The sequence below is a fragment of the Amycolatopsis sp. NPDC102389 genome, assembly GCF_044765885.1.
GTDB lineage: Bacteria > Actinomycetota > Actinomycetes > Mycobacteriales > Pseudonocardiaceae > Amycolatopsis.
On the sequence record NZ_JBIWKX010000012.1, the window covers coordinates 18,685 to 38,467 of the forward strand.

The 19,783-nt window shown below is 69.2% G+C and carries 16 protein-coding genes; 6 read left to right on the forward strand and 10 right to left on the reverse strand.

Annotation, left to right across the window (positions count from 1 at the left end):
* Positions 1–351: 351 nt before the first annotated feature.
* Positions 352–1,584 carry a glycosyltransferase family 4 protein gene (locus ACIRGA_RS13440; RefSeq protein WP_400940673.1) on the reverse strand — a complete coding sequence of 411 codons (1,233 nt, stop codon included), beginning with the start codon at positions 1,582–1,584 and terminating at the stop codon, positions 352–354.
* A 163-nt stretch (positions 1,585–1,747) separates the two neighbouring features.
* Between ACIRGA_RS13440 and ACIRGA_RS13445 the strand changes: the two genes are divergently transcribed.
* On the forward strand, positions 1,748–2,443 hold the full coding sequence (locus ACIRGA_RS13445; RefSeq protein ID WP_400940370.1) for a methyltransferase domain-containing protein: 696 nt from the start codon (positions 1,748–1,750) through the stop codon (positions 2,441–2,443).
* Here ACIRGA_RS13445 and ACIRGA_RS13450 read toward each other — a convergent pair.
* Entirely contained in the window at positions 2,440–3,474 is a 1,035-nt protein-coding gene (locus ACIRGA_RS13450) for a DUF3068 domain-containing protein (protein WP_400940373.1), read from the reverse strand. The genes ACIRGA_RS13445 and ACIRGA_RS13450 overlap by 4 nt on opposite strands.
* Before the next feature lie 236 nt (positions 3,475–3,710).
* On the opposite strand from ACIRGA_RS13450, the gene ACIRGA_RS13455 reads away from it, so the two are divergent.
* Positions 3,711–4,097, forward strand: coding sequence for a hypothetical protein (locus ACIRGA_RS13455; protein ID WP_400940376.1), 387 nt, complete (start codon positions 3,711–3,713; stop codon positions 4,095–4,097).
* Here the strand turns inward: ACIRGA_RS13455 and ACIRGA_RS13460 are convergent.
* From ACIRGA_RS13460 to ACIRGA_RS13480, 5 genes are all read right to left on the reverse strand, one after another.
* A complete protein-coding gene (locus tag ACIRGA_RS13460) occupies positions 4,094–5,266 on the reverse strand; it encodes a PucR family transcriptional regulator (protein WP_400940378.1) in 1,173 nt (390 codons plus the stop codon). The two genes, ACIRGA_RS13455 and ACIRGA_RS13460, sit on opposite strands and share 4 nt — an antisense overlap.
* A gap of 146 nt (positions 5,267–5,412) precedes the next feature.
* Entirely contained in the window at positions 5,413–6,183 is a 771-nt protein-coding gene (locus tag ACIRGA_RS13465) for a hypothetical protein (protein WP_400940380.1), read from the reverse strand.
* Between the two features lie 95 nt (positions 6,184–6,278).
* A complete protein-coding gene (locus tag ACIRGA_RS13470; RefSeq protein WP_400940382.1) occupies positions 6,279–6,968 on the reverse strand; it encodes a sigma-70 family RNA polymerase sigma factor in 690 nt (229 codons plus the stop codon).
* Positions 6,969–7,112: 144 nt separating this feature from the next.
* Positions 7,113–7,628: a hypothetical protein gene (locus tag ACIRGA_RS13475; RefSeq protein WP_400940384.1), complete on the reverse strand. Its 516-nt coding sequence runs from the start codon at positions 7,626–7,628 to the stop codon at positions 7,113–7,115.
* 136 nt (positions 7,629–7,764) lie between these two features.
* The gene (locus ACIRGA_RS13480; protein WP_400940387.1) at positions 7,765–8,634 is read right to left on the reverse strand and encodes an alpha/beta fold hydrolase; all 870 of its coding nucleotides are present in this window, start codon (positions 8,632–8,634) and stop codon (positions 7,765–7,767) included.
* A gap of 120 nt (positions 8,635–8,754) precedes the next feature.
* On the opposite strand from ACIRGA_RS13480, the gene ACIRGA_RS13485 reads away from it, so the two are divergent.
* Complete coding sequence (locus ACIRGA_RS13485) at positions 8,755–11,835, forward strand: BTAD domain-containing putative transcriptional regulator (RefSeq protein WP_400940676.1); 3,081 nt, start codon at positions 8,755–8,757, stop codon at positions 11,833–11,835.
* A gap of 1 nt (position 11,836) precedes the next feature.
* Here ACIRGA_RS13485 and ACIRGA_RS13490 read toward each other — a convergent pair whose 3' ends face one another.
* The 3 genes from ACIRGA_RS13490 to ACIRGA_RS13500 are packed head-to-tail and all read right to left on the reverse strand — an operon-like array spanning position 11,837 to position 16,282.
* A complete protein-coding gene (locus ACIRGA_RS13490; protein WP_125684924.1) occupies positions 11,837–12,127 on the reverse strand; it encodes a hypothetical protein in 291 nt (96 codons plus the stop codon).
* On the reverse strand, positions 12,124–15,519 hold the full coding sequence (locus ACIRGA_RS13495) for a TM0106 family RecB-like putative nuclease (RefSeq protein WP_400940389.1): 3,396 nt from the start codon (positions 15,517–15,519) through the stop codon (positions 12,124–12,126). Before ACIRGA_RS13495 ends, ACIRGA_RS13490 begins: the two co-directional genes overlap by 4 nt.
* A 52-nt stretch (positions 15,520–15,571) precedes the next feature.
* Positions 15,572–16,282, reverse strand: coding sequence for a GntR family transcriptional regulator (locus tag ACIRGA_RS13500; protein WP_400940391.1), 711 nt, complete (start codon positions 16,280–16,282; stop codon positions 15,572–15,574).
* Positions 16,283–16,403: 121 nt separating this feature from the next.
* Here ACIRGA_RS13500 and ACIRGA_RS13505 point away from each other — a divergent pair, with 121 nt between their 5' ends.
* The 3 genes from ACIRGA_RS13505 (at position 16,404) to ACIRGA_RS13515 (ending at position 19,664) form a co-directional block, all read left to right on the forward strand.
* A complete protein-coding gene (locus tag ACIRGA_RS13505; protein ID WP_400940393.1) occupies positions 16,404–17,318 on the forward strand; it encodes a glycoside hydrolase family 16 protein in 915 nt (304 codons plus the stop codon).
* Between the two features lie 9 nt (positions 17,319–17,327).
* On the forward strand, positions 17,328–18,191 hold the full coding sequence (locus tag ACIRGA_RS13510) for a sigma-70 family RNA polymerase sigma factor (protein ID WP_400940395.1): 864 nt from the start codon (positions 17,328–17,330) through the stop codon (positions 18,189–18,191).
* 126 nt (positions 18,192–18,317) lie between these two features.
* Complete coding sequence (locus tag ACIRGA_RS13515) at positions 18,318–19,664, forward strand: deoxyguanosinetriphosphate triphosphohydrolase family protein (protein ID WP_400940398.1); 1,347 nt, start codon at positions 18,318–18,320, stop codon at positions 19,662–19,664.
* The last annotated feature ends 119 nt before the right edge of the window (positions 19,665–19,783 follow it).

The window sequence follows — 19,783 nt, forward strand, 5'->3', positions numbered from 1 at the left end:
GCCGCCGACCTGACCGAGACGTGGAACGCCCGGCACGGCCGGAAAGCCGCCCGGGTGGTGGCCGCGGTCGGTGCGTCGTGGCGAGGCGGCGCCGCCCCGGAACCCCTGCACGACAGCGCGTTCTTCCGGCTGCGGCTCGGCGGGAAACCCACGGTCGCCGAAGTGGGTGCGCTGCTGGCCACGCAGCCGCCGGAGCCCGATTTCCCCGCCCGTAGCAGCAGAATCGCCCGGTTGGGCACGCGGTTGCTGGCGGGCAGGCTCGGTTCGACCTATCTGGTTTCCAATCTCGGCGTCGTTTCGGCGGCGGACGCGGTCACCTCGATCGCCTTCTATCCCGCCGCCAGTGGCCGTTCAGGCGTGGCGTTCGGCGCGGTGACCGTCGGGGAGACGAGCACCGTCACCGTGCGCGCACGCCGCAAGGACTTCGACGACGCCGCCGCGGCCGGGCTGGCCGACGGGATCGTGCAAGCCCTGCGGCGTCAGCACCCTGGGATGGGGGATGGCCACCCCGGCCACGTCGCGCACGAGTGATTCGAAGCGGTTCACGCTGTGCTCCCAGTCGAACAGGCCGGCCCAGGTCACTCCGGCGCGGCCCATTTCGGTCCGCCGTGCCCGGTCGGCGAGCAGCCCGTCCACCCGCGCGGTGAAATCGGCGAAGTCGTCGGCCAGCAGCCCGGTCTTGCCCTCCACAATGGACTCGGCCACTCCACCGGCCGCCCGGTAGGCCACCGACGGCACGCCGTGCGCGGCGGCCTCCATGATGACGATGCCCCAGCCCTCCTTGACCGACGGGCACAGGTGCAGCCAGGACCGTTCCAGGATCTCGTGTTTCTCGTCCTCACTCACCCAGCCGTGCAGCCGCACGCGGTCTTCGACGCCCCTGTCGCGGGCGTGCTTGCGCAAGACCTCTTCCCATGGGCCTTGGCCGACGATCTCGAGCCGCAGCGTCGGCCAGCGCCGGGTCAGCTCCGCGACGACGTCGATCGCGTGCTCGATCCGCTTGTGCGGCACCAGTCTGCTGACCGCGACCAGCGTCGGTTCGGCCTCCCGCACGGCCTTGCCGCGCGGGGGAGTGTCCAACCCGTTGGGCACCACGGTGATCCGCGAGCCTTCGATACCGAGGCCGGCGAGCTCGCCCTTGGTGATCTCGGAAACCGTGACGTAGCGGCAATGCCGGAACAGCCACGGAGCCAGCCGCGACTCGATCCACCAGCCGATGCGGCCCACCGTCTCCCCGAGCGCGCTGATCCACTGCTCCTTGTGGACGTGGTGCACCAGCACGAGAACCGGGCAGCCCGCCACGAGCCTGGCGAAGAACGGCATCCCGTTCTGCACGTCGACGACGAGGTCGGCGTGCGCCTTCCGGATCGCGCGCAGAGCGTGGAGGTAGACGCCGAACTTGTTGCCGCGGCGGCGATAGCGGACCCCGTCGCGCCATTCCCCGGCGTTGGCGCCCGGGTACGCGGCGCACTGGATCTCGACCCGGTATCCGGCTTTGGCGAGCCCCTCGGCCATCCGCTCGACGTACCGCTCGGAGCCGCCGCCCTCCGGATGCCCGGTGTCGCGCCAGTTGACGAGCAGCACACGTGGCCGTTCCATCGTGGTTCTCCCAACCTGTTAGCGACAATGCTAGGTTACCGGTGCGTACACGGTAGATGAATCATTCTCGGAAAGCGATGGTTCGATGGTCGGTAATCGGTCGGTGACCCGTTCAACGATGCCTCATCGCGCCACCTTGCGCAGATCGGTGACGTTGTTCCGGGCTTTTCTCACCGAACAGACGGATCCGGACGGTTTCTACTCGGTGCTCGCCGAGGACTCCGTCCGGCAATTGGCGCAGCACACTCCGTTGAACGGCCGAACCATCGTCGACGTCGGTGGTGGACCTGGCTATTTCTCCGACGCGTTCCGTGCCGCGGGAGCGACGTATCTGGGCATAGATCCCGACGTCGGCGAGCTGACGGCGCGGGGAGAAGCCGGGGAGAACATGGTGCGCGGCAGCGGGACGAAGCTGCCCGTGCGCACCGCGTCGGTCGACGTCTGCTATTCGTCGAACGTCCTCGAACACGTTTCCGAACCCGAGGTCATGCTGGCCGAGATGTGCCGGGTGACCAAACCCGGCGGAACGATTTTCGCCTCGTTCACGCCGTGGTATTCACCGTGGGGCGGGCACGAGACGGCGCCGTGGCATTTCCTCGGCGGGCACTACGCCCGGCGGCGGTATCTCGAAAAGAACGGGAAGGAGCCGAAGAACAAATTCGGCGAGAGCCTTTTCGCCTTTTCGGCGGGCGCGGCCATCCGGTGGGGGAAGGCCGCGCCGCTCGCCGATCTCCAGGAGGTCTACCCGCGCTACCACCCCTCCTGGGCCCAGTGGATCGCGCATGTCCCGGGTGTCCGGGAGGTCGCGTCGTGGAATCTGGTGATGGTGCTGCGCAAGCGTTAGTGGCGTGAGGGGGTGGGGCGGCGCTTCACCAGGAGGAAGATCCCGAGGGCGAGGAAGGCCGCGCCGGCGATCCCGAGCACGATCGGCCCGGTGCTCCCGATGAAGTCGAGCTTGCCCTTGTTCTCGTCGACCTGCTTGACCATCGCGTCGACGGTCGCGTCGGTGAAGGCCAGCTTGCCGTCGAAGACCACCGTGGGGGTGGGGTTGGCGGCCGACCGCAGTTCCTGGTGCGACTGCTGTTCCTGCTTGACCTGGATACCCGTCACCGGCTCGATCCAGCTCGTGATGGTGCCCGTGTAGAACTGGCCCGCCTCGACGGAGTCCCCGGTGGCGCCGATGAGCGAGCCCGGAACCTTCTTCGTCGAGATCTTCGTGTCGGGGATCTCCTGGACGAACTTGTAGACCTCGACGCCCTTGATGTCTTCGACGCCCTTGAACCGGGCCTGGACCGCGCGGCCGGTGTTGTCGTCGTAGACCTGGTAGTCCTTCTGCTCGGTGCCGAAGGGGAACTTGAAGTTCAGGCCGGGCTGCGGCTTGTACTCCTGGACCTCCTCGGGCTTCTCGTTCTCCTTTTCGGGCTTCTCCTTGAGCTTGGTGACGAAGCTGCTCTTGTCGGAGCACTTCGACTCCTGGTCGCCGCCCGGCGGCACGTACCCTTCCGCGGTGCGGCGGTCGAAGCAGACCTGGCGTTTGCTCGCGTTGACCACGGTCTGGTCGGCGGTGTCGACGACCGAGACGGCCATCAGCCACACGGCGACGTCCGTGCCTTCCCGCATCTCCGGCGGCGCGAAGTTCGCCACCACGTGGGCGGTCGCCTTCAGTTTGGCGTCGTCACGGATCTCCGTGATGGTCTTGTCGCCCTCTTTCTTCACCGCGAGCACCTTGGACGCGGTGCCTTCGAGGACCGACGTCGATTCCTGGTTCAGTGGCACCTTGGCGAGTTCGGGTTTCACATAGGTCGGCAGCAACACCGCGCCGGCGATCGAAAACACCCCTAGGGCCAAGAAGATCAGGCTCAACGCTCGTCGCAACGGTCCTCCTGGTGAAACCCGGAAACATCCACATTACCCATCGGTAATCAGTCGCCAGATACTGGCCCGCCCGCCGGTCGGCGTCAAAGGTGTGACCGGCGGTCACAGGCAGGCCGTGCGACCGGAAGGTCGTACCGGCGCCGCCATTCGGCGCAGTCAGCCAAACATGTTTGTTCCCCGGAACAACGTGATCGGGACCACCATCGGACGACTTCCGGTGCGTGGAAAGGAACTCTGTGCCGCAGGACCCGAACGATCGCCGCGCCCTGGACATCGGCGCCTACTCGGATTCCATCACCGATATCGAGCTCCGCGACGCCGTCGCCGACGTCGCGGCGCTGCTTTCGTTGCACGGCAACGTGATCCGAGACCTCGACGCCAGGAGATCACGGTGGCGTCCCGGGCGGCGATCACCGCATCCCGACATCGTCCTGTCCGCGGCCGGGCGCCGTCCACAGTGGACAAGGTCCGCGAACCCCGAAGTCACCCTCCCGGTCGCCACGACCGCGCGCGGCCGCACCCTCGCGGTACGGCTCACCGCGAGGCCCGGTCTGGGGCACACCCTGCTGGACCTCGCGAGGATCATCGACGCCGACATGGCCCCGGAGAGGAACAGGCTCTAAGAGTCGGTCAGCCGGACCGCTTCCAGCGCGACGTAGAGTTCGCCGACGTCGACCGGGTCGGACAGGTCGCGCCGGGTCAGTTCCTGCACCCGGCGCAGCCGGTACCGGACCGTGTTCGGGTGGACGATCAGCCGGTCCGCGGCCTCCTTGGCCGAGCCGTGCCCGGCGAACCACGCGATCAGGGTGTCGAGCAGGACCTGCCGCTCGGGTTTGGGCAGCACCAGCAGCCCGGTCAGCACCGAACGCAGCACGTCCCGCGACATCTCCGGCGCGCTCGCGACCAGCGTGGTGACCGGGGAGTCGCCGAAGACGGCGACTCCGGCGGCGCCGGTGGCCAGCGAGCGACGGGCGATCCGGGCCCGGTGGACCGCGTCCGGCACCTCGAGGAATCCGTTGAACGGCCTGCTCATCCCCGCCGCCAGCGGCAGGGTGCCCAGCAGGTCGCGCAGCCGCCGGACGTCCTCGACGCGATCGATCACCACCAGCCCGACCTCGGCGCCCGGCCGCCAGGCCGACTTCCAGCGCCGCGCCCGCAGGAGCGCCTCGACGCCGGGGCGTTCCTCCGGCTCGACGGCTTCGGTAACGACGGCGACGAACGTGCCCGCGGCTGGGAGGTCGAGTTCCTTCGCGGCGTTCTCGAGCTCCGTCTGCGTGGCGTACCGGCCCTGCAGCAGCCCGTCCAGCAGGGCGAGTTTCTCCTGGGAGAGTTCGGCGGCGACCTCGTTGTACGCGGTGGTCAGCGCGTCCGAGTAGAGATCGATGGTCTTCCACACGTTGGAGTTGATCTCGACCGTGCGTGCCGGGTTGATGAACCCGGGGCCCGCGAGTTCCAGCAGGCGCTCGTAGACGAAGATCCCGCCGATCCGGAACGCGCGGAGCACGGACGGCAGCGGGATACCCTGCCTGGCCTGGGCCAGCCCGGTCTTGCGGGCCGCGTCGAGCGGCAGCCCGCGCCCCTCGACGAGCGCGGTGAGCGCCCGCTCGAGATTCGCCCGGCAGACCTTGCGCAACTCGTCCGGCGCGGTGGTGTCCACCTGGTGATAGAACTCGTCCTCGTCGCTGAGCAGCTGGGCGAGGCGATCGCTGAACTCGGGCAGCCGGGTGAGCATCGCCTGCATGAGCGCACGCTGCTCCCGGGGTGCGGGAGTAGCGAGAGCTTCGGTGCCCATCCGTCAACTCTAACCCGATCGAGTGGCCGCTTTTTATCACGATGCGACGAAAGGGCGCTTTCAGGTGCTGAGCGTGGCTGACAAAGGGAGGGGGCGCTGCCGGACGAGGACCCCCTTCGTCCGGCAGCGCCCGAGGCGGTCCGAGATCAGTGGTTGATCTTGAACCACGGCTGCGACCAGCCGAGATAGGTGTAGTTCCACGCGTTCTTGATCTCCGAGATGGTGGTCTCGGTGAAGCTGCCGGGGCCGTGGATGTCGTTCGACAGGAACTTGCCGCCGCCGATCGAGATCATCGTGTGTCCCGTGCCGCCGTTGCTGAAGAACGCGAGCCCGCCCGCGGGGACCTGGGTGTCGCCGGGGTGCTTGTACGAACCCGGGATCTGGGTCCAGTGCACGTAGGCCGTTTCCGAACCGCTCGCGGTCCAGCCGTAGGCCCACGAGTTGATCCGGTCGCACCAGCGGTAGTAGTTCGGATCGTTGTTGGTGTGCACGTGCGCCTTCGCCCACGCGACGGCCTCGGCGCAGGTCCTCGGGTTGCCGGTGCCCGCGGTGGAACAGGAGAGGGTGCTGCCGGCGCAGTCCGGGGCGACCCGGCCGTCCGAACCGGTGTAGACGTAGGCGTCGCTGATGTAGCCGCCCTTCGACGGCACGTAGTCCCAGATGTCGGTGGTGCCGTATTTCCCGGTCACCGTCGTGCCGTTCGTCTGGCAGTCGATCGTGACGGCGGTGCCGCTCGCGACGGTGCCGACCGAGCTCGCGCCGGTGCTCGGGCTCGACCGCACGGTCACCGCCACCCCGGAGTCGGTGTTCACCGTGCCCGTCGCCGCGAGCGCCTCGCCCGCGCCGCCGAGCATGATCGCCCCGGCCAGTGCGATGGTGCCCACGGCGCCTCTGACGATCCTCGATCGGATCTTCATCTCTGTCCTCCAGTGGTTTCCCCAGATAGAGGGACAGAATGCGGGGCACTCGTACAAGCGGCGTACAAAGAATCGACAGTCCGAAGTGGACTGATCTATACCGGGACGAGCTCCGGTTCGGCGGTTTGCCCGATGATCGGGACATCGCTCGCGTAACGGACGTTGCGCTCGGTGAGCAGGACGCGCAACCGGGCGAGCGCCCGGAACTGGGCCGCGCGGACCGCCCCCGCGCTCGGCAGGCCGAGCCGTTCCGCCGTCTCCTCGGCCGAAAGGCCGAACACGAACCGGAGAGCGATCACCTCGCGGTGCGGCATCGGCAATCTCGCCAGCAGGACACCGGCCTGCAGCCGGTGCTCCAGCCGTTCGATCTCGTCCGGGTCGCGGCGTGCCCACGACGTCAGCCCGTCGCCGATCTCCGCGACGGAGGCGACCGGTTCGCGGGAACGGCGCCGGTGCAGGTCGGCCACCTTGTGCCCGGCGATCCCGAGGACGAACGCGAGGAACCGGTCCGGGCGGTACCGGTAGCGGGGCAAGGCGATCAGCACCGCCTGCAACACTTCCTGTGCGCAGTCCTGCGCGTCGCAGGCACCCGTTCCGGCGGCGCCGATCCTGCTCGCGCAGTAGCGGAACACGTGCGGGGAAAGGAAACGGGTCAAGTCCCGGATCGCGTCCGGGTCACCGGCCACGGCCGCCCGGACCACCCTGCTGTCCGGGTTCGGCAGCCGTCCCGCCGTGGCTGCGGCACGGGAGTCCGCGGGTACCGTCGAGGGCGCTACCTCGTCCAAGTCTGCACTCCTGGTTCGGGGGAACTGGCCGCCAAGGTGCGCCCGTCATCGGGGGCTGGGACTTCGTGCGCGGTGGTCCAGCTTGCCGTTCGCGGCAGGGGATGTCCATACGACGGGCCGGAAGTCATCCGAACCGCGCAATGTCTACTGTGGACTGTTACCTGGCGGCACCTTGAAACAGGACAGCACCGGGGGATAGGCGGTGGTGTCGGTGCTGAGAAGATCCGACGTCCAGACCAGGCAATGCGCGAGCACCCGGATCCGCTGGTCGAGATCCGCGTTCTCGCAGGCTTGCCCGATCTGATCGGCGCAGGTGTCCCGGTCGTCGCGGACGCTGGCGGCGATGGCGCGGACTATCGCGGCCACACCGGGGTCGAGCCGGTCGGGCCGGACCGTCCGGCCCGCGTGATCCCGCAGGCGCAAGGTGAACGGTTCACCGATCCGCAGCGAACGACGGCGATCCTTGGCGGCCAAGGAGAACGTGTCGACCAGCCGTCCGACGACTTCGCCGAGCGCCGGTTTCCGGCGGGTGGACGAGGCGATGGACACCAGCGCGGTGGCGAGCCGGTCGGCTTCCCCCGATCTGGTGAGTGAGAGGAGATCGCGTGCGACGGTGTGCGCGCGGTTGGCGGTGTTGACAGTGCTGGCGGTGGGTGTCATGTCGGGCCCCTCGTAGAGCGTGCCGACAACCGATACCCCGCAGGCCAGGGGCTAAACATCGGTTGCGCCGTTCGGCCCAGGGAGGGGGCTGAAGGGGTCCTGCACCGCGTCACATGCGGTGAAGGACCCCATCGGCCTAGCGCGTGAGCAGGTCTCGCAGCGCCTTCACCACCTCCGACGGCGACTCCTCGGCCATGAAGTGCCCCGACGTGACCGTCCGGTGGTGCAGATCCGTCGCCCACGCTTGCCAGAGCGCGACGGCGTCGTAGCCGAGCATGGCGCCCCAGTCCTGCTGAAGCACGGTGAGCGGCATGGTGAGCCGGTTGCCCGCCGCACGGTCCGCCTTGTCGTGCTCGACGTCGATCGTCGCCGAAGCGCGGTAGTCGGCGACGATCGAGGGCACCGCGTTCCGCGACGCTTCCAGGTACGCGGCACGCACGTCGGCGGGGATCGCGTCGCCGTTCCGCGTCCACGCGTCGAGGAAGTGACCGAAGAACGCGTCGGGCGCGGCGGCGATCAGCTGTTCGGGCAGCCCGGGCGGCTGGGCCATCAGATAGAGGTGGAAACCGACCGCGGCGCCGGCGCCGTGCAGCACGTCCCACATGTCCAGCGTCGGCAGCACGTCGAGGATCGCGAGGTGGCTCACCTTGTCCGGGTGATCGAGCCCGGCCCGCAGCGCCACCAGCGCGCCCCGGTCGTGCCCGGCGAGGGCGAACCGGTCGTGGCCGAAGGCCTTCGCGACGGCGACGACGTCGGCCGCCATCGACCGCTTCGAGTAGGTCTCGCCGGTGTCGGTCGGCTTGTCGCTTTCGCCGTATCCTCGCAGGTCAGGGCAGAGGACGGTATGGTCGGCCGCCAGATCCGCCGCCACGTGCCGCCACATGAGGTGGGTCTCGGGGAAGCCGTGCAGCAGCACGATCGGGCTGCCGGTCCCGGCGACGGCGACGTCGAGTGCGACGCCGTCCGCCACGGGCACGCGCTGGTAGTCGAATCCGGTGATGCGCATGGGTACCTTCCTGGTCGTTCCGTGATGACCGCCAGCGTCCCCGGCCCGAATCAGCACCCGGTCAGCGGCGACCGAGCGGCCGGGGCACGATGATCACCGTCGGTGAAGCGGGAGGTGACGATGCGGTTCGGGGTGCTCGGCCCGCTCGTGGCCGAGGACGCGCGCGGCGACGTCGGGCTGAAGGGCCCTCGGCATCGCGCGGTGCTGGCCAGGCTGCTGATCGCTCGCGGCCGGGTCGTGCCGGTGGAACGCCTGGTCGACGACCTGTGGGAACGTCCGCCCGAGGGTGCCGTCGGCGCGGTCCAGACCTTCGTCGGTGCCTTGCGCCGCGCGCTGGAGCCGCATCGTGCGCCCCGTGAGCCCGCGCGGCTGCTCGTCACGGTCGCCCGCGGCTATGCCCTGCGCGCGGATTCCGTCGACGCGTGGGACTTCGAGGCCGCCGTCGCCACGGCCCGGGAGCTCCTCGACGCCCGCCGGGCGGACGCGGCACTGTCTCAAGTGGACACCGCGCTCGCGCTGTGGCGCGGCCCCGCGTACGCCGAGTTCGCCGAGGAGGGCTGGGCTCGCGGCGAGATCTCCCGGCTGACCGAACTCCGGTCGCTGGCGGGCGAACTCCGTGCCGAAGCGCTACTCGCGCTCGGGCGTGCCGCCGAGGTGATCCCCGCGCTGGAACCGCAGGTGCGCGAATATCCCTTGCGGGAAAACGGTTCCCGGCTGCTGGCGCTGGCGCTCTACCGCTCCGGACGGCAAGGTGACGCGCTGGCGGTGTTGCGCACCGCGCGCGAGCGGCTCGCCGACGAACTCGGCGTCGACCCCGGCGCCGGCCTGCGGGATCTGGAAGCCGACATCCTGGCGCAAGCGCCCCGGCTCGCGCCGTCCGTGCCCGAGATCCCCGAGCGGCCACTGGTCGGCCGGGACGCGGAACTGGCCAGACTCGAAGAAGCTTCGGCAGGGTCGCGGCTGGTGCTCGTTTCGGGTGAGGCGGGGGTGGGGAAGACCGCGCTCGCCGAGGCGTTTTCCGCCCGCCTCGCCGCGCGGGGCTGGACCACGGCCTGGGGAAACAATCCCGACGACGAGGGCGCGCCGCCCGCCTACGCCTGGACCCGGATCCTCGCCACCCTCGCCGACGCCGGGTACGGCGCGGCACCGGCCGCGGACCCGGCGCCCGAAGATCCCCTGGCCGCGCGCTGGCGATGGCACCGGGCCGTCGCCGCCTACCTGTCCGGCGCCGCACCGTTGCTGCTCGTCCTCGACGACCTCCACTGGGCGGGCGAGGAGACGTTGGCGCTGCTGGCTTCGGTGCTGACCGAGCCGGTGCTGATCGTCGCGACCTATCGCGGCACCGACCCGCCCGCGCGGTTGACGGACTTCCTCGGCCGGGCGGCTCGCCACGAGCCGGCGCGGATCTATCTCGGCGGCCTGCCCGAGACCGAGGTCGCCGCGCTCGTCCGGGTCACCACCGGGGAGGAGATCGATCCGGAAACCGCCGAGGTGATCCATCGGCGCAGCGGCGGGAACGCGTTCTTCGCCCGTGAGCTCGCCCGTCTGCTGGCCGCCGAGGGGGCTGCCGCCTTGGCCGCGGTGCCACCGGGAGTCCGCGACGTCGTCCGGCACCGGGTGGACGCGTTACCGGACGAGGTCCGCGGCGTGGTGCGGCGCGCGGCGGTGCTCGGTACGGACGTCGATCTTGCCGTTCTCGAGGCCCTGGTGGGAGAAACCGCGCTCGACGCGGTGGAAATCGCGGCCCGGCAAGGATTCCTGAGCGAGCGCGCGCCGCACCGGTTCCGGTTCGCGCACGCGCTCGTGCGGGACACGCTCTACCACGACCTCTCCCGCTCGCGGAGGGCCCGCGAGCACGGCGAGATCGCCGAGGCGCTGGAACGGCTTCGCCCGGACGACGTCGATGCCTTGGCACACCATTTCCTGCTGTCCGGAGACCACGACGACCGTGCCGCGCATTACGCGCGGGCGGCCGCGGAACGGGCCGAAAGTCGTTTCGCACCAACGGAAGCGGCGCGGCTCTGGGACGCCGCGCTCGCCGCGTACGACCGATCAGGCGGCTCCGAACCGGAGAAGCGGCTGGAGCTGATCATGGGCCAGGCCCGCGCTTCCGCCGTCGCCGGTGGCCTCGGCCGGTCGCGACGGCATCGGGCCGAAGCGTTGGAACTGGCGGAAAAGCTGGACGATCCACTGCTGACCGCACGGATGATCGGCGCCTTCGACGTCCCCGCCATCTGGACCGAAAACGACGACAGGGAACTCGCTTCCCGTATCGCGGGCGCCGTCGAGCGGACCCTCGCCGCGCTGCCCAGGGAACGGCGGGCCGAGCGGTGCCGCCTGCTGGCCACGCTCGCCGTCGAACTGCGGAACGCGGGCGGAGAGCGGGCTCGCGACGCGGCCCGGGAAGCCGAGGCGCTCGCCCGCGAGCTCGAAGATCCGGCGCTGCTGGCGTTCGCGCTCAACGCCCGGTTCCTGCAGTCCTTCGACCGTGCGGGGCTCGCCCCCGAGCGGGCCGCGATCGGCGCTGAACTTGTCGATCTCGCCGCGCGGCACGGGCTGGTGACGTTCGAGGTGCTCGGACACCTCGTGCTCCTGCAAGCGAAGAGCGCGCTCGCCGATTTCGCCGCCGCGGACCGGCACGCCGCGGCGGCGGACGAACTCGGCGAGCGATACGGCCTTCCGCTCGTCGGAGTGTTCACTCGGTGGTATCGCGCGATGCGGACCGCGATGACCGGTCCCGGTGGGGAAGCCGCCTATCGCGCCGCCGCGGCGGGGCTCGCCGGGACGGCCATGTCCGGAGTGGACAACGGGATCCTCGCGCTCGCCCTGTACTGCGACCGGATCCAGCGTGGCTTGCCGCCGGAAGCACGGGAAGAGAGCTACGGCGCGTACGAAAGCTGGTGCCGCCCGGTGCCGCCGATCCCGGATTCGCCAAGGGACCTGCTGTTCGAGGCCCGCACCTGTCTGCACGCCGTCATCGCGATCGAGCTCGGTGACCGGACTGCGATGGAACGCTTGTACGCAGAGCTCCTGCCCGCCGAAGAAGAGATCGCCGGCGCCGAGAGCGGGATGCTCACCCTTCGCCCGGTCGCGTGGTACCTCGGTGAGCTGGCCACGGCACTCGGTCTTCCCGAAGCCGCCGAGCACTACCGGAAGGCGCGGGCCATCGCGGTGAAGGCCGGTTCACCGCATTGGGGTTAGCTCACTGCTCCCGCATCGCGCGGCGGATCTCGGCCAGCTTGTCCTTGGCGGCCTTGTCCCGGTCGGCGATCTTCTTGTCCAGCGAGGCGACGTCTTCCTTGCCGCCGAGGCCGGCGAGCTCGGTCGAGCCCAGCGATGTCGTGTACCGCTGCTCGATCCGGTCCCGCACGTGGTCGAACGAGGGCACACCGCCCTCGCTGTAATCCGGCTCCGGGACCTCGACCGGCGCGGTCGGGGTCTCTTCGACGATCTCGGCGTCGAGGATTTCCTTGTCCGGTTTGTTCTCGGTCATCGTCCACTCCGTCCTGCGTGCCACGGCACGGCTTCGGTCATCAACCCGAGCATGCCCGAAACCAGCCGCATCTGGTCGACCGTGCGGATGTCGGCCTCGACCAGCCGCGGCGAGCAGACCACGATCGCGAGCGCCTGCGCCCGTGAGAGCGCCACGTTGAGCCGGTTGCGGGAGAGCAGGAAGTCCAGGCCACGCGGCAGATCGACCGCCGAAGACGACGTCATCGTGGTGATCACCACCGGCGCCTCCTGCCCCTGGAACCGGTCGACCGTGCCCACCCGGACGCCCGGGTGACCGGCCTGGTCCAGCGCCCGGGCGACGACCCTGGCCTGCAGGTTGTACGGCGCCACGACCAGGATGTCCTCGTCGCCGAGCGGCCGGGGCTCGCCGTGATCGGTCCAGGCGCGGCCGTGGAGTTCGGCGACCAGGGCGGTGACCGCCTCGGCCTCCTCGACCGACCGTGTCGTGTTGCCGTGGTGGTCGACTTCGGCGAGGTACAGGCCCGGCTCGACACCGTCGATCGCCCGCTCGGCCGCCGTGGGATGCGAGTGCAGTCGGCCCGCGTAGGACAGTCTCGACACCGGAGCGCAGACCGCCGGATGCATCCGGCGGGTCTCGTCGAGGAAGTAACCGAGTTCGGCCGGGATGATGTCCGCCTCGCCGATCAGATGCCCGAGCGCGGACGCCTCGGCGCCCGCCGGATGCGTACCCTGCACGACCTGCGGCAGCTGCTGCGGATCGCCCAGCAGCAGGAGATTCTTGGCGCACATCGACACCGCGAGCGCGTCGGCGAGGGCGAACTGGCCCGCCTCGTCGATGATCAGCAGGTCGAACGGCTCTTCCCGGATCGCGGCGTTCGCGAACGTCCAGGCCGTCCCGCCGACCAGATGGCCGGTGTCGTGCTCCTCGCGCCATTTCACCAGCGCGGGATTGGTCTTCGGCTGCTCCCACGGCGCGGCCGGATCCGGGGTCCGCTTGGCGCGTTTCGCGCACGGCAGATCCGGCGCGTTCTTCAGCGCGGCGGACAGCACGTTCTCCACGGCCTTGTGACTGGTCGAAGTGACGGCGATCGTCTTGCCCGCGCGCACGAGTTTCGCGATCAGCCTGCCTGCCAGGTAGGTCTTGCCCGCGCCCGGCGGGCCCTGGACGGCGAGCGCGGAACCGTCGAGCGCCTCGACGGCCTCGATCACCGTGTTCACCAGGTCGGTCCCGGGTTCGGGCAGGGGCTTGTCGTCGCGAAGCCGGGGTGTCGTGCGCCGGAGCAGGTCGATGCCCGGATGAGCGGGCAACGTCGGCAGTGTGTCGACGACCAGGCGGGCGAGGTCCGCGACGGCGTCGTCCTTGGGTGAGGGGCGGACCGGGCTCCCGGGCAGTACCGCGACCGGCCGGTCGGCGGTGGTCTCGTCGGGCGGGCAGCTTTCTTCCAGGGTCAGTTCGACGGCGGTGGCCGAGACGACCTTTGCGTCCCGCGCGGCCGCCCCGTATCGCAGGCGGACGTCGTCGCCGGGGGCGAAGGGGTGCGGCCGGTCCGGATCGCAGCGGAGCACCAGCGAGCGTTTCGCCTTGCGGACCCGGCCCGACGGCGGCACCCATTCCCCGGCCTCCAGCGAGACCGGGACGGTGCAGGCGTTGTCGGTCTCCAGATCACCGAGCGGAGCGGCCAGCTGGCGGAAGTACTCCCACCACGCCGGATTCGTCTCGCGGCGGTGATAGCCGACCGACGCGGCGAGCAGCGCGCGGGCGCGATCCTCACCGGTGAACTCGGCCGGATCGTCGGGCAGCCCGTCCAGCAGCGGATCGACCAGCGCGGCCAGCTGCGCCGCGCGTTCGGCGCGCTTCTGGGCGGCGACGTCCTCCTCGGTCTGACGGAGCAGAGCGTCCACATCGGACTCTTCGGGCGGCTCGGCGAGCGCGATCCCCTCGTCCACACGGATCTTGTGGAGGAACTCGAAAAGCCGCAGCGTGGAGACGCAGTCGTATTCGTTGTAGTCGCTGATTCCTCGCAGCACTTCGTCCGCGTGTTCGGTCTCGCCGGAAGCCGTGAGCGTCAGGTATTCCTCGTACGCCTCGATGCTCGAAACCGCCGTCTTGACGTCGCCGTCGCGGGCCTCGGGCATGTAAAGCGGTTCGAGGTACTTGATCGAGTACGACCGCTGCGAGACCCGGAGTGCCTTGCGCACCACGGAATACAGGTCCACCAGACCGCCACTGCGCAGCAGATGGTCGACGGCGTCTTCGCGGGTACCGTGCACGGCGGCGAGCCGCTTGATCGCGGTGACCTCGTACGGCGCGTAGTGGTAGACGTGCGAACCGGGATGCTCCGCGAGCCTCGCGGTGGCGAAGTCGACGAACTCTTCGAAGGCCCGCTTCTCCTGCGACCGGTTGTGCGCCCAGAACGGCGTGAACTTCGTGCCGTCGTCGTCGGTCACGGCGCCGAAGAGGTATTCGAGTCCTTCGCCCGCCAGGGCGTACGGGTCGCCCTCCATGTCGAAGAAGACGTCACCGGGCGCGGGCGGCGGCAGTTCGGCCAGCGCGTCCGGATCGATGACCTCGTAGGCGATCTGCCCGGTGGTGTCCTGCCGGACCTGGATCGCGGCCTGGGCGCGCAGCGTGGTGAAGGATGTCGTCGAAATGTCGCGCGGCCGATCTTCCGGCGCGGCGGCCGCGAGCGCGTCGATGGTGCCGAGTCCCGCGGCGACGAGTTTGCGTCGCTGATCGCCGCGCATCCCCGCGACCAGAGAAAGGTCGCGATCGGCTTCGCGGGCGCTCGCGCAGTGCGCGGCGTAGGAACAGCCGCCACACGCGGGCCGCTCGTCGGCCCAGAGCGGGACCGGCAGGGTCGGCGGTCGGTTCCGCAACCTGGCGCGGAGCCGGTCCACCAGCGGAAGGAAGTCGTCGACGCGGAACGAGCGCGTGCTGTGATCGCCGAGCAGCAGGTGCATCCGCGGGCCGGCGGGCCAGCCCGCCCGGCGCAGAGCGTCGGCGTACGCGGTCAGTTGCACGACCGCGGCGGGCTTCGCGTGCCTGGCCAGCTTCGTGTCGTAGACCTCGTAGCGGCCTTCGTCGTCCCGCATCAGGAAGTCGGCCCGGCCGGAGAACTCGCCGTCGTGGAAGACCGCCTGGTAGATCACCGGAGCACCGGCCCGAAGCGCCTCTTCGGTGGCCTTCGCGGCGACGACCGGATCGCGTTCATCGATCTCGACGACGGCGCTCCGCTCGCCGCGAAGCTTGTCCAGCGTCGCGGCCTCGTGCGCGCGTCCATGCGTGACCGCGAGCTGATCCGGCCCGGAGCCCGGCCGCGGCGCCCCGGGGAGATCGGCGGCCAGCGCCTGGTTCAGGACGCTGCGGTGCTCGCATTCGAGCAGGTCGGCGAGATCGGACGGGGTGTACATCGCCCGGGAGTCTTACACGGACTCTCCTTACGACGGCCCCGGCACGCCGGAGTCAGCCCGAGGTGTGGTCGAACGTCAGATGCGAGGTGATCCGGTAGCGGTCGCCCCGGTAGATCGAGCGGGTGTATTCGATCACGCGGCCGCTCGCGTCGCGGGTGGTGCGCTCGAACAGCAGCGCGGGGGAGTGCTGCGGGACGCCGAGCAGGCCGGATTCGTCGGGGTCGGTGACGGTCGGTTCGATGATCTGCACGGCCGTCGCCGGCACGACCTCGTACCGCGTGCGGAGCAGTTCGTAGAACGAGCCGGACTCGAAACCCGTGGCCGTGATGTCGGGCACGAGGTCACGCGGGACCAGGATCCGTTCGATCGCCATCGGCGCCTCTTCGACGACGCGGACGCGGGTGACGGCCACCAGCGTGTGGCCGGGGGAGACCTCGAGCCGTTTGCCGAGCCGGGCGCCCGCCAGGGGCGTGGCGAAGTCGATCACCCGGCTCGTCCAGTCGCCCTCGGCGGGCGGCGCGAACTGCTCGCGGCCGGTGGCGGGCATGAGGTCCTGGGAGATCTTGCGCGGCGCGGTGAACGTGCCCCGGCCGTGCTCGCGGACCACGAGACCGTCGCGCTCCAGCTCGTCGATCGCGGCCCGCAAAGTGGGGCGCGAGACGCCGATTTCGGTGCTCAGCGCGCGTTCCGAAGGCAGGACCTCACCCGGCTGCCGCCGCTCGATGAGCTGGCGTAGCCGATCCTTGACCTCTGTTCGCCGCATGACCACAGCCTACCCAGTGGTCAGCGTGAATTGGCTGGTGGACAAGTTGTCTAGACCTATTGACTTTACCACTTCACCGGGCGACGGTGGAAAGAAACTGACCAGTGGTAAAGGAGACGAGATGTCGACCTCAGGGAAGTTCCGCGCCGCCGCCGTCACGGCGTTGTCGGTCGCCGCACTGGGTTTGGCGCCGGGCGCCGCCGCGGGAGCGGCCGGTTGCGGGGCGCTGTTCGACGACTTCCACTACGGCTCGCACACCGACGGGCTCTTGTCTCAGCACGGCTGGCAAGTACGGTCCGGAGCCGGCGGCCCCGGTGTCGGAGGGGCGCGCTGGGCTCCGGAGGGCATCACGTTCCCGACGTCCGACGGGGACAAGGTGCTGCAACTCGCCTCCACCACCGACGGCACGCCCGCGGGCACGACGCAGACCGAGATCATGCAACCCGATCGACGGTTCCTCGAAGGCACGTACGCGGCCCGCATCCGCTTCTCCGACGCGCCGGCGTCCGGCCCTGACGGCGACCGGATCAACCAGACGTTCTTCACGATCAGCCCGCTCCGCTACGACAACGACCCGATCTACAGCGAGCTGGACTTCTCGGAGTACCTGCCCAACGGCGGATGGGGCGAGGCGGGGCCGGTGAACTTCCAGACCAGTTGGCACACCTACACGCCGGACCCCTGGTACGCCGAGAACAAGAGTGACAGCCAGCGCCGCAGCATCGACGGCTGGCACTACGTCGTCGCGACGGTGTCGGACGGCCATGTGAGGTACTACATCGACGACGCCCTCGTGGCCGACCACGACCGTAGCGGGCCGTTCGACGTGTACCCGCGGCAGAACATGTCCCTCAACGTGAACCAGTGGTTCATCGACCTCACGCAGCACAGCGGCGGCACGAGCACCTACCTCGAACAGGTGGACTGGGTCTACTACGCGAAGAACGAGGTGCTGACTCCGCAGGCCGCCGCCGAACGGGCCGCGTCGTACCGGTCTTCGGGCGTGCGGTTCACCGACGATCTCGGTGGCTGTTAGATATGAGCGGTGGATCGGCTGACTGAACGTTTCGAGGAACACCGCGTCAGGCTGCGGGCGGTGGCGTACCGGATGCTGGGCTCGGCCAGTGAGGCCGAAGACGCCGTCCAGGACACCTGGCTGAGGCTCAACCGCACGGACGCGGACGAGATCGAGAACCTCGGCGGCTGGCTGACCACGGTGGTGGCGCGGGTGTGCCTGAACGTCCTGCGCTCGCGCGACCACCGGCGGGAAGAACCACTCGACGACCGGCTCGCGGAACCGGTCGACTCCTCCGCCGATCCCGCCGCCGACGCGGTGCTCGCCGACTCGGTCGGGCTGGCGATGCTGGTCGTCCTGGACACGCTCGCGCCCGCCGAACGGCTCGCGTTCGTCCTGCACGACATGTTCGCGGTGCCGTTCGACGAGATCGCCCCGCTGATCGACCGCACCCCGGCCGCCGCGAGGCAACTCGCGAGCCGCGCCCGGCGCCGCGTCCAAGGTCGTCCCACCGCCACGGAACCGGACCTCGCACGACGTCGCCAAGTCGTCGACGCCTATCTGGCCGCGGCCCGCGGCGGAGACTTCGAAGCGCTCCTCGAACTCCTGCACCCCGACGTCGTCCTCCGCGCGGACAAGGCGGCGGGCCCCTCGCGCGAGCCGATCTTCCTGCGCGGCGCCAGTGTGGTGGCTCGTGGCGCGGCGGCGGCTTCGGTGCGCGCGGCGGTCACCCAGCTCGCGCTGGTGAACGGCGGCATCGGCCTCGTGATGGCCGACGAAGGACGGCCCTCGGTGGTGCTCGCGTTCGCGTTCGTGGACGGGAAGATCAGCGAGATCGACGTCATCGCGGACCGGGAACGGGTGCGGGGGCTGGATTTGGTGATGGTGGCCTGATCCGGGGTTGCGGTTCGGTCGCGAACGAGTACCGATGCGTGGTCTCTCCGATTAGGACGTTAACGGTTCCTTATCGTTCTCCGCCTCCTTTTCAAGGCTATTTGAGCTATGAACGAGGAGGGGACCATGTCGAAGGGAACTGCCCGGCGCCACAAAGTACCGGAGAAGAAGGCTTATCGGGACGCGTATCAGCGCGACCGGGATCGAGTGCTCTATTCATCCGCCTTTCGGCGGCTGGCCGGGGTGACTCAGGTTGCCGCGGTAAGTGAGCAATTGGTGCTGCACAACCGGCTCACGCACAGCTTGAAGGTCGCGCAGATGGGGCGAAGACTCGTGCAGCACCTCCGCGCTCAACAGGGCGGTGCTGGGGCGTTCCCTCCGGGATCGGATTTGAACGAGGACGTCGTCGAGACGGCTGGGCTCGTGCACGACATCGGGCATCCGCCGTTCGGCCACGTCGCGGAGGAGATCCTCGACCAGCGCCTCGCCCAGATCAAGGGGCTGGAAGGTTTCGAGGGGAACGCACAGTCCTTCCGTGTGGTGACGAAACTCGCGCGGCGGAAGATGGACCACACGGGTTTGAACCTGACACGGGCGACGCTCAACGCCATCCTCAAGTACCCGCGCCTCAAACCGCGTGATTCGGCCAAGGCCACGACTTCGTGGACCAACCTCGGCTACGGCGACAAATGGGGTGCCTATCAGACCGAACGGAAGGACTTCGACTGGGCGAGGAAGTCCTGCCGCGGTGAGTTGAGGTCCGCGAACGCGATCCTGATGGACTGGGCCGACGACATCAGCTACGCGACGCATGATCTCGAAGATTACTTCCGGGCAGGGCTGATCCCGCTGCACCACCTGTCGGTCGACGAGGACCGCATATTCGAGCACGGCCGTCACCGCCTGAGGAAGCTCAAGGGGTTCAACGAATACCGCTTTCAAGAGCAGATCGACGTGGTGGTCAAAGAGTTCGGCGGGAGCCTTCAAACGCAGTGCTGGGACACCCGGGAGAACCGTGTTCAGATGAACAAGATCACGAGTGGGCACCTCACCCGGTTCGTGGAGGCGATCCGGCTCCTCGACGAACCTCCTTACGTAGAGGTCGATCAAGACAGCCAATACCGGGTCGCCGCGCTGAAGGAACTCACGTGGTTCTACGTGATCGACAGGCCGCCGCTGGCCATCCAACAGGAAGGTCAGAAGAGGATCATCGGTTCGCTCTTCGACCGGCTGCTCACGTGTCTGGAGAAGTCACCGGACAGTCCGAAGATCCCCATTCAGCTCCGTGTCATCTATCGCGACATCGAGTGTGACGACGCGGCGAAAGGGACTTTCAAGGAGAACAAGGAGGCCAGGTGCGCTCGGGCCGTCACCGACTACATCTGTCTGCTCACAGAGGCGCAAGCGGTCGATCTTGGCGAACGGTTGGCGGGGCGGTCGCAGAGTTCGATGTTCGGGACCTGGTTCAACTGAGCGAGGGCATGCCGAGGGGTGTATTGCCCGGAGGGCATCACCGTGGCGCCGGCGCCACGGTGGTGGCGAGACTCGGTGGGGAGTCGGCTCGTTCATTTGGGTGGTCGGTGATCGTGTTC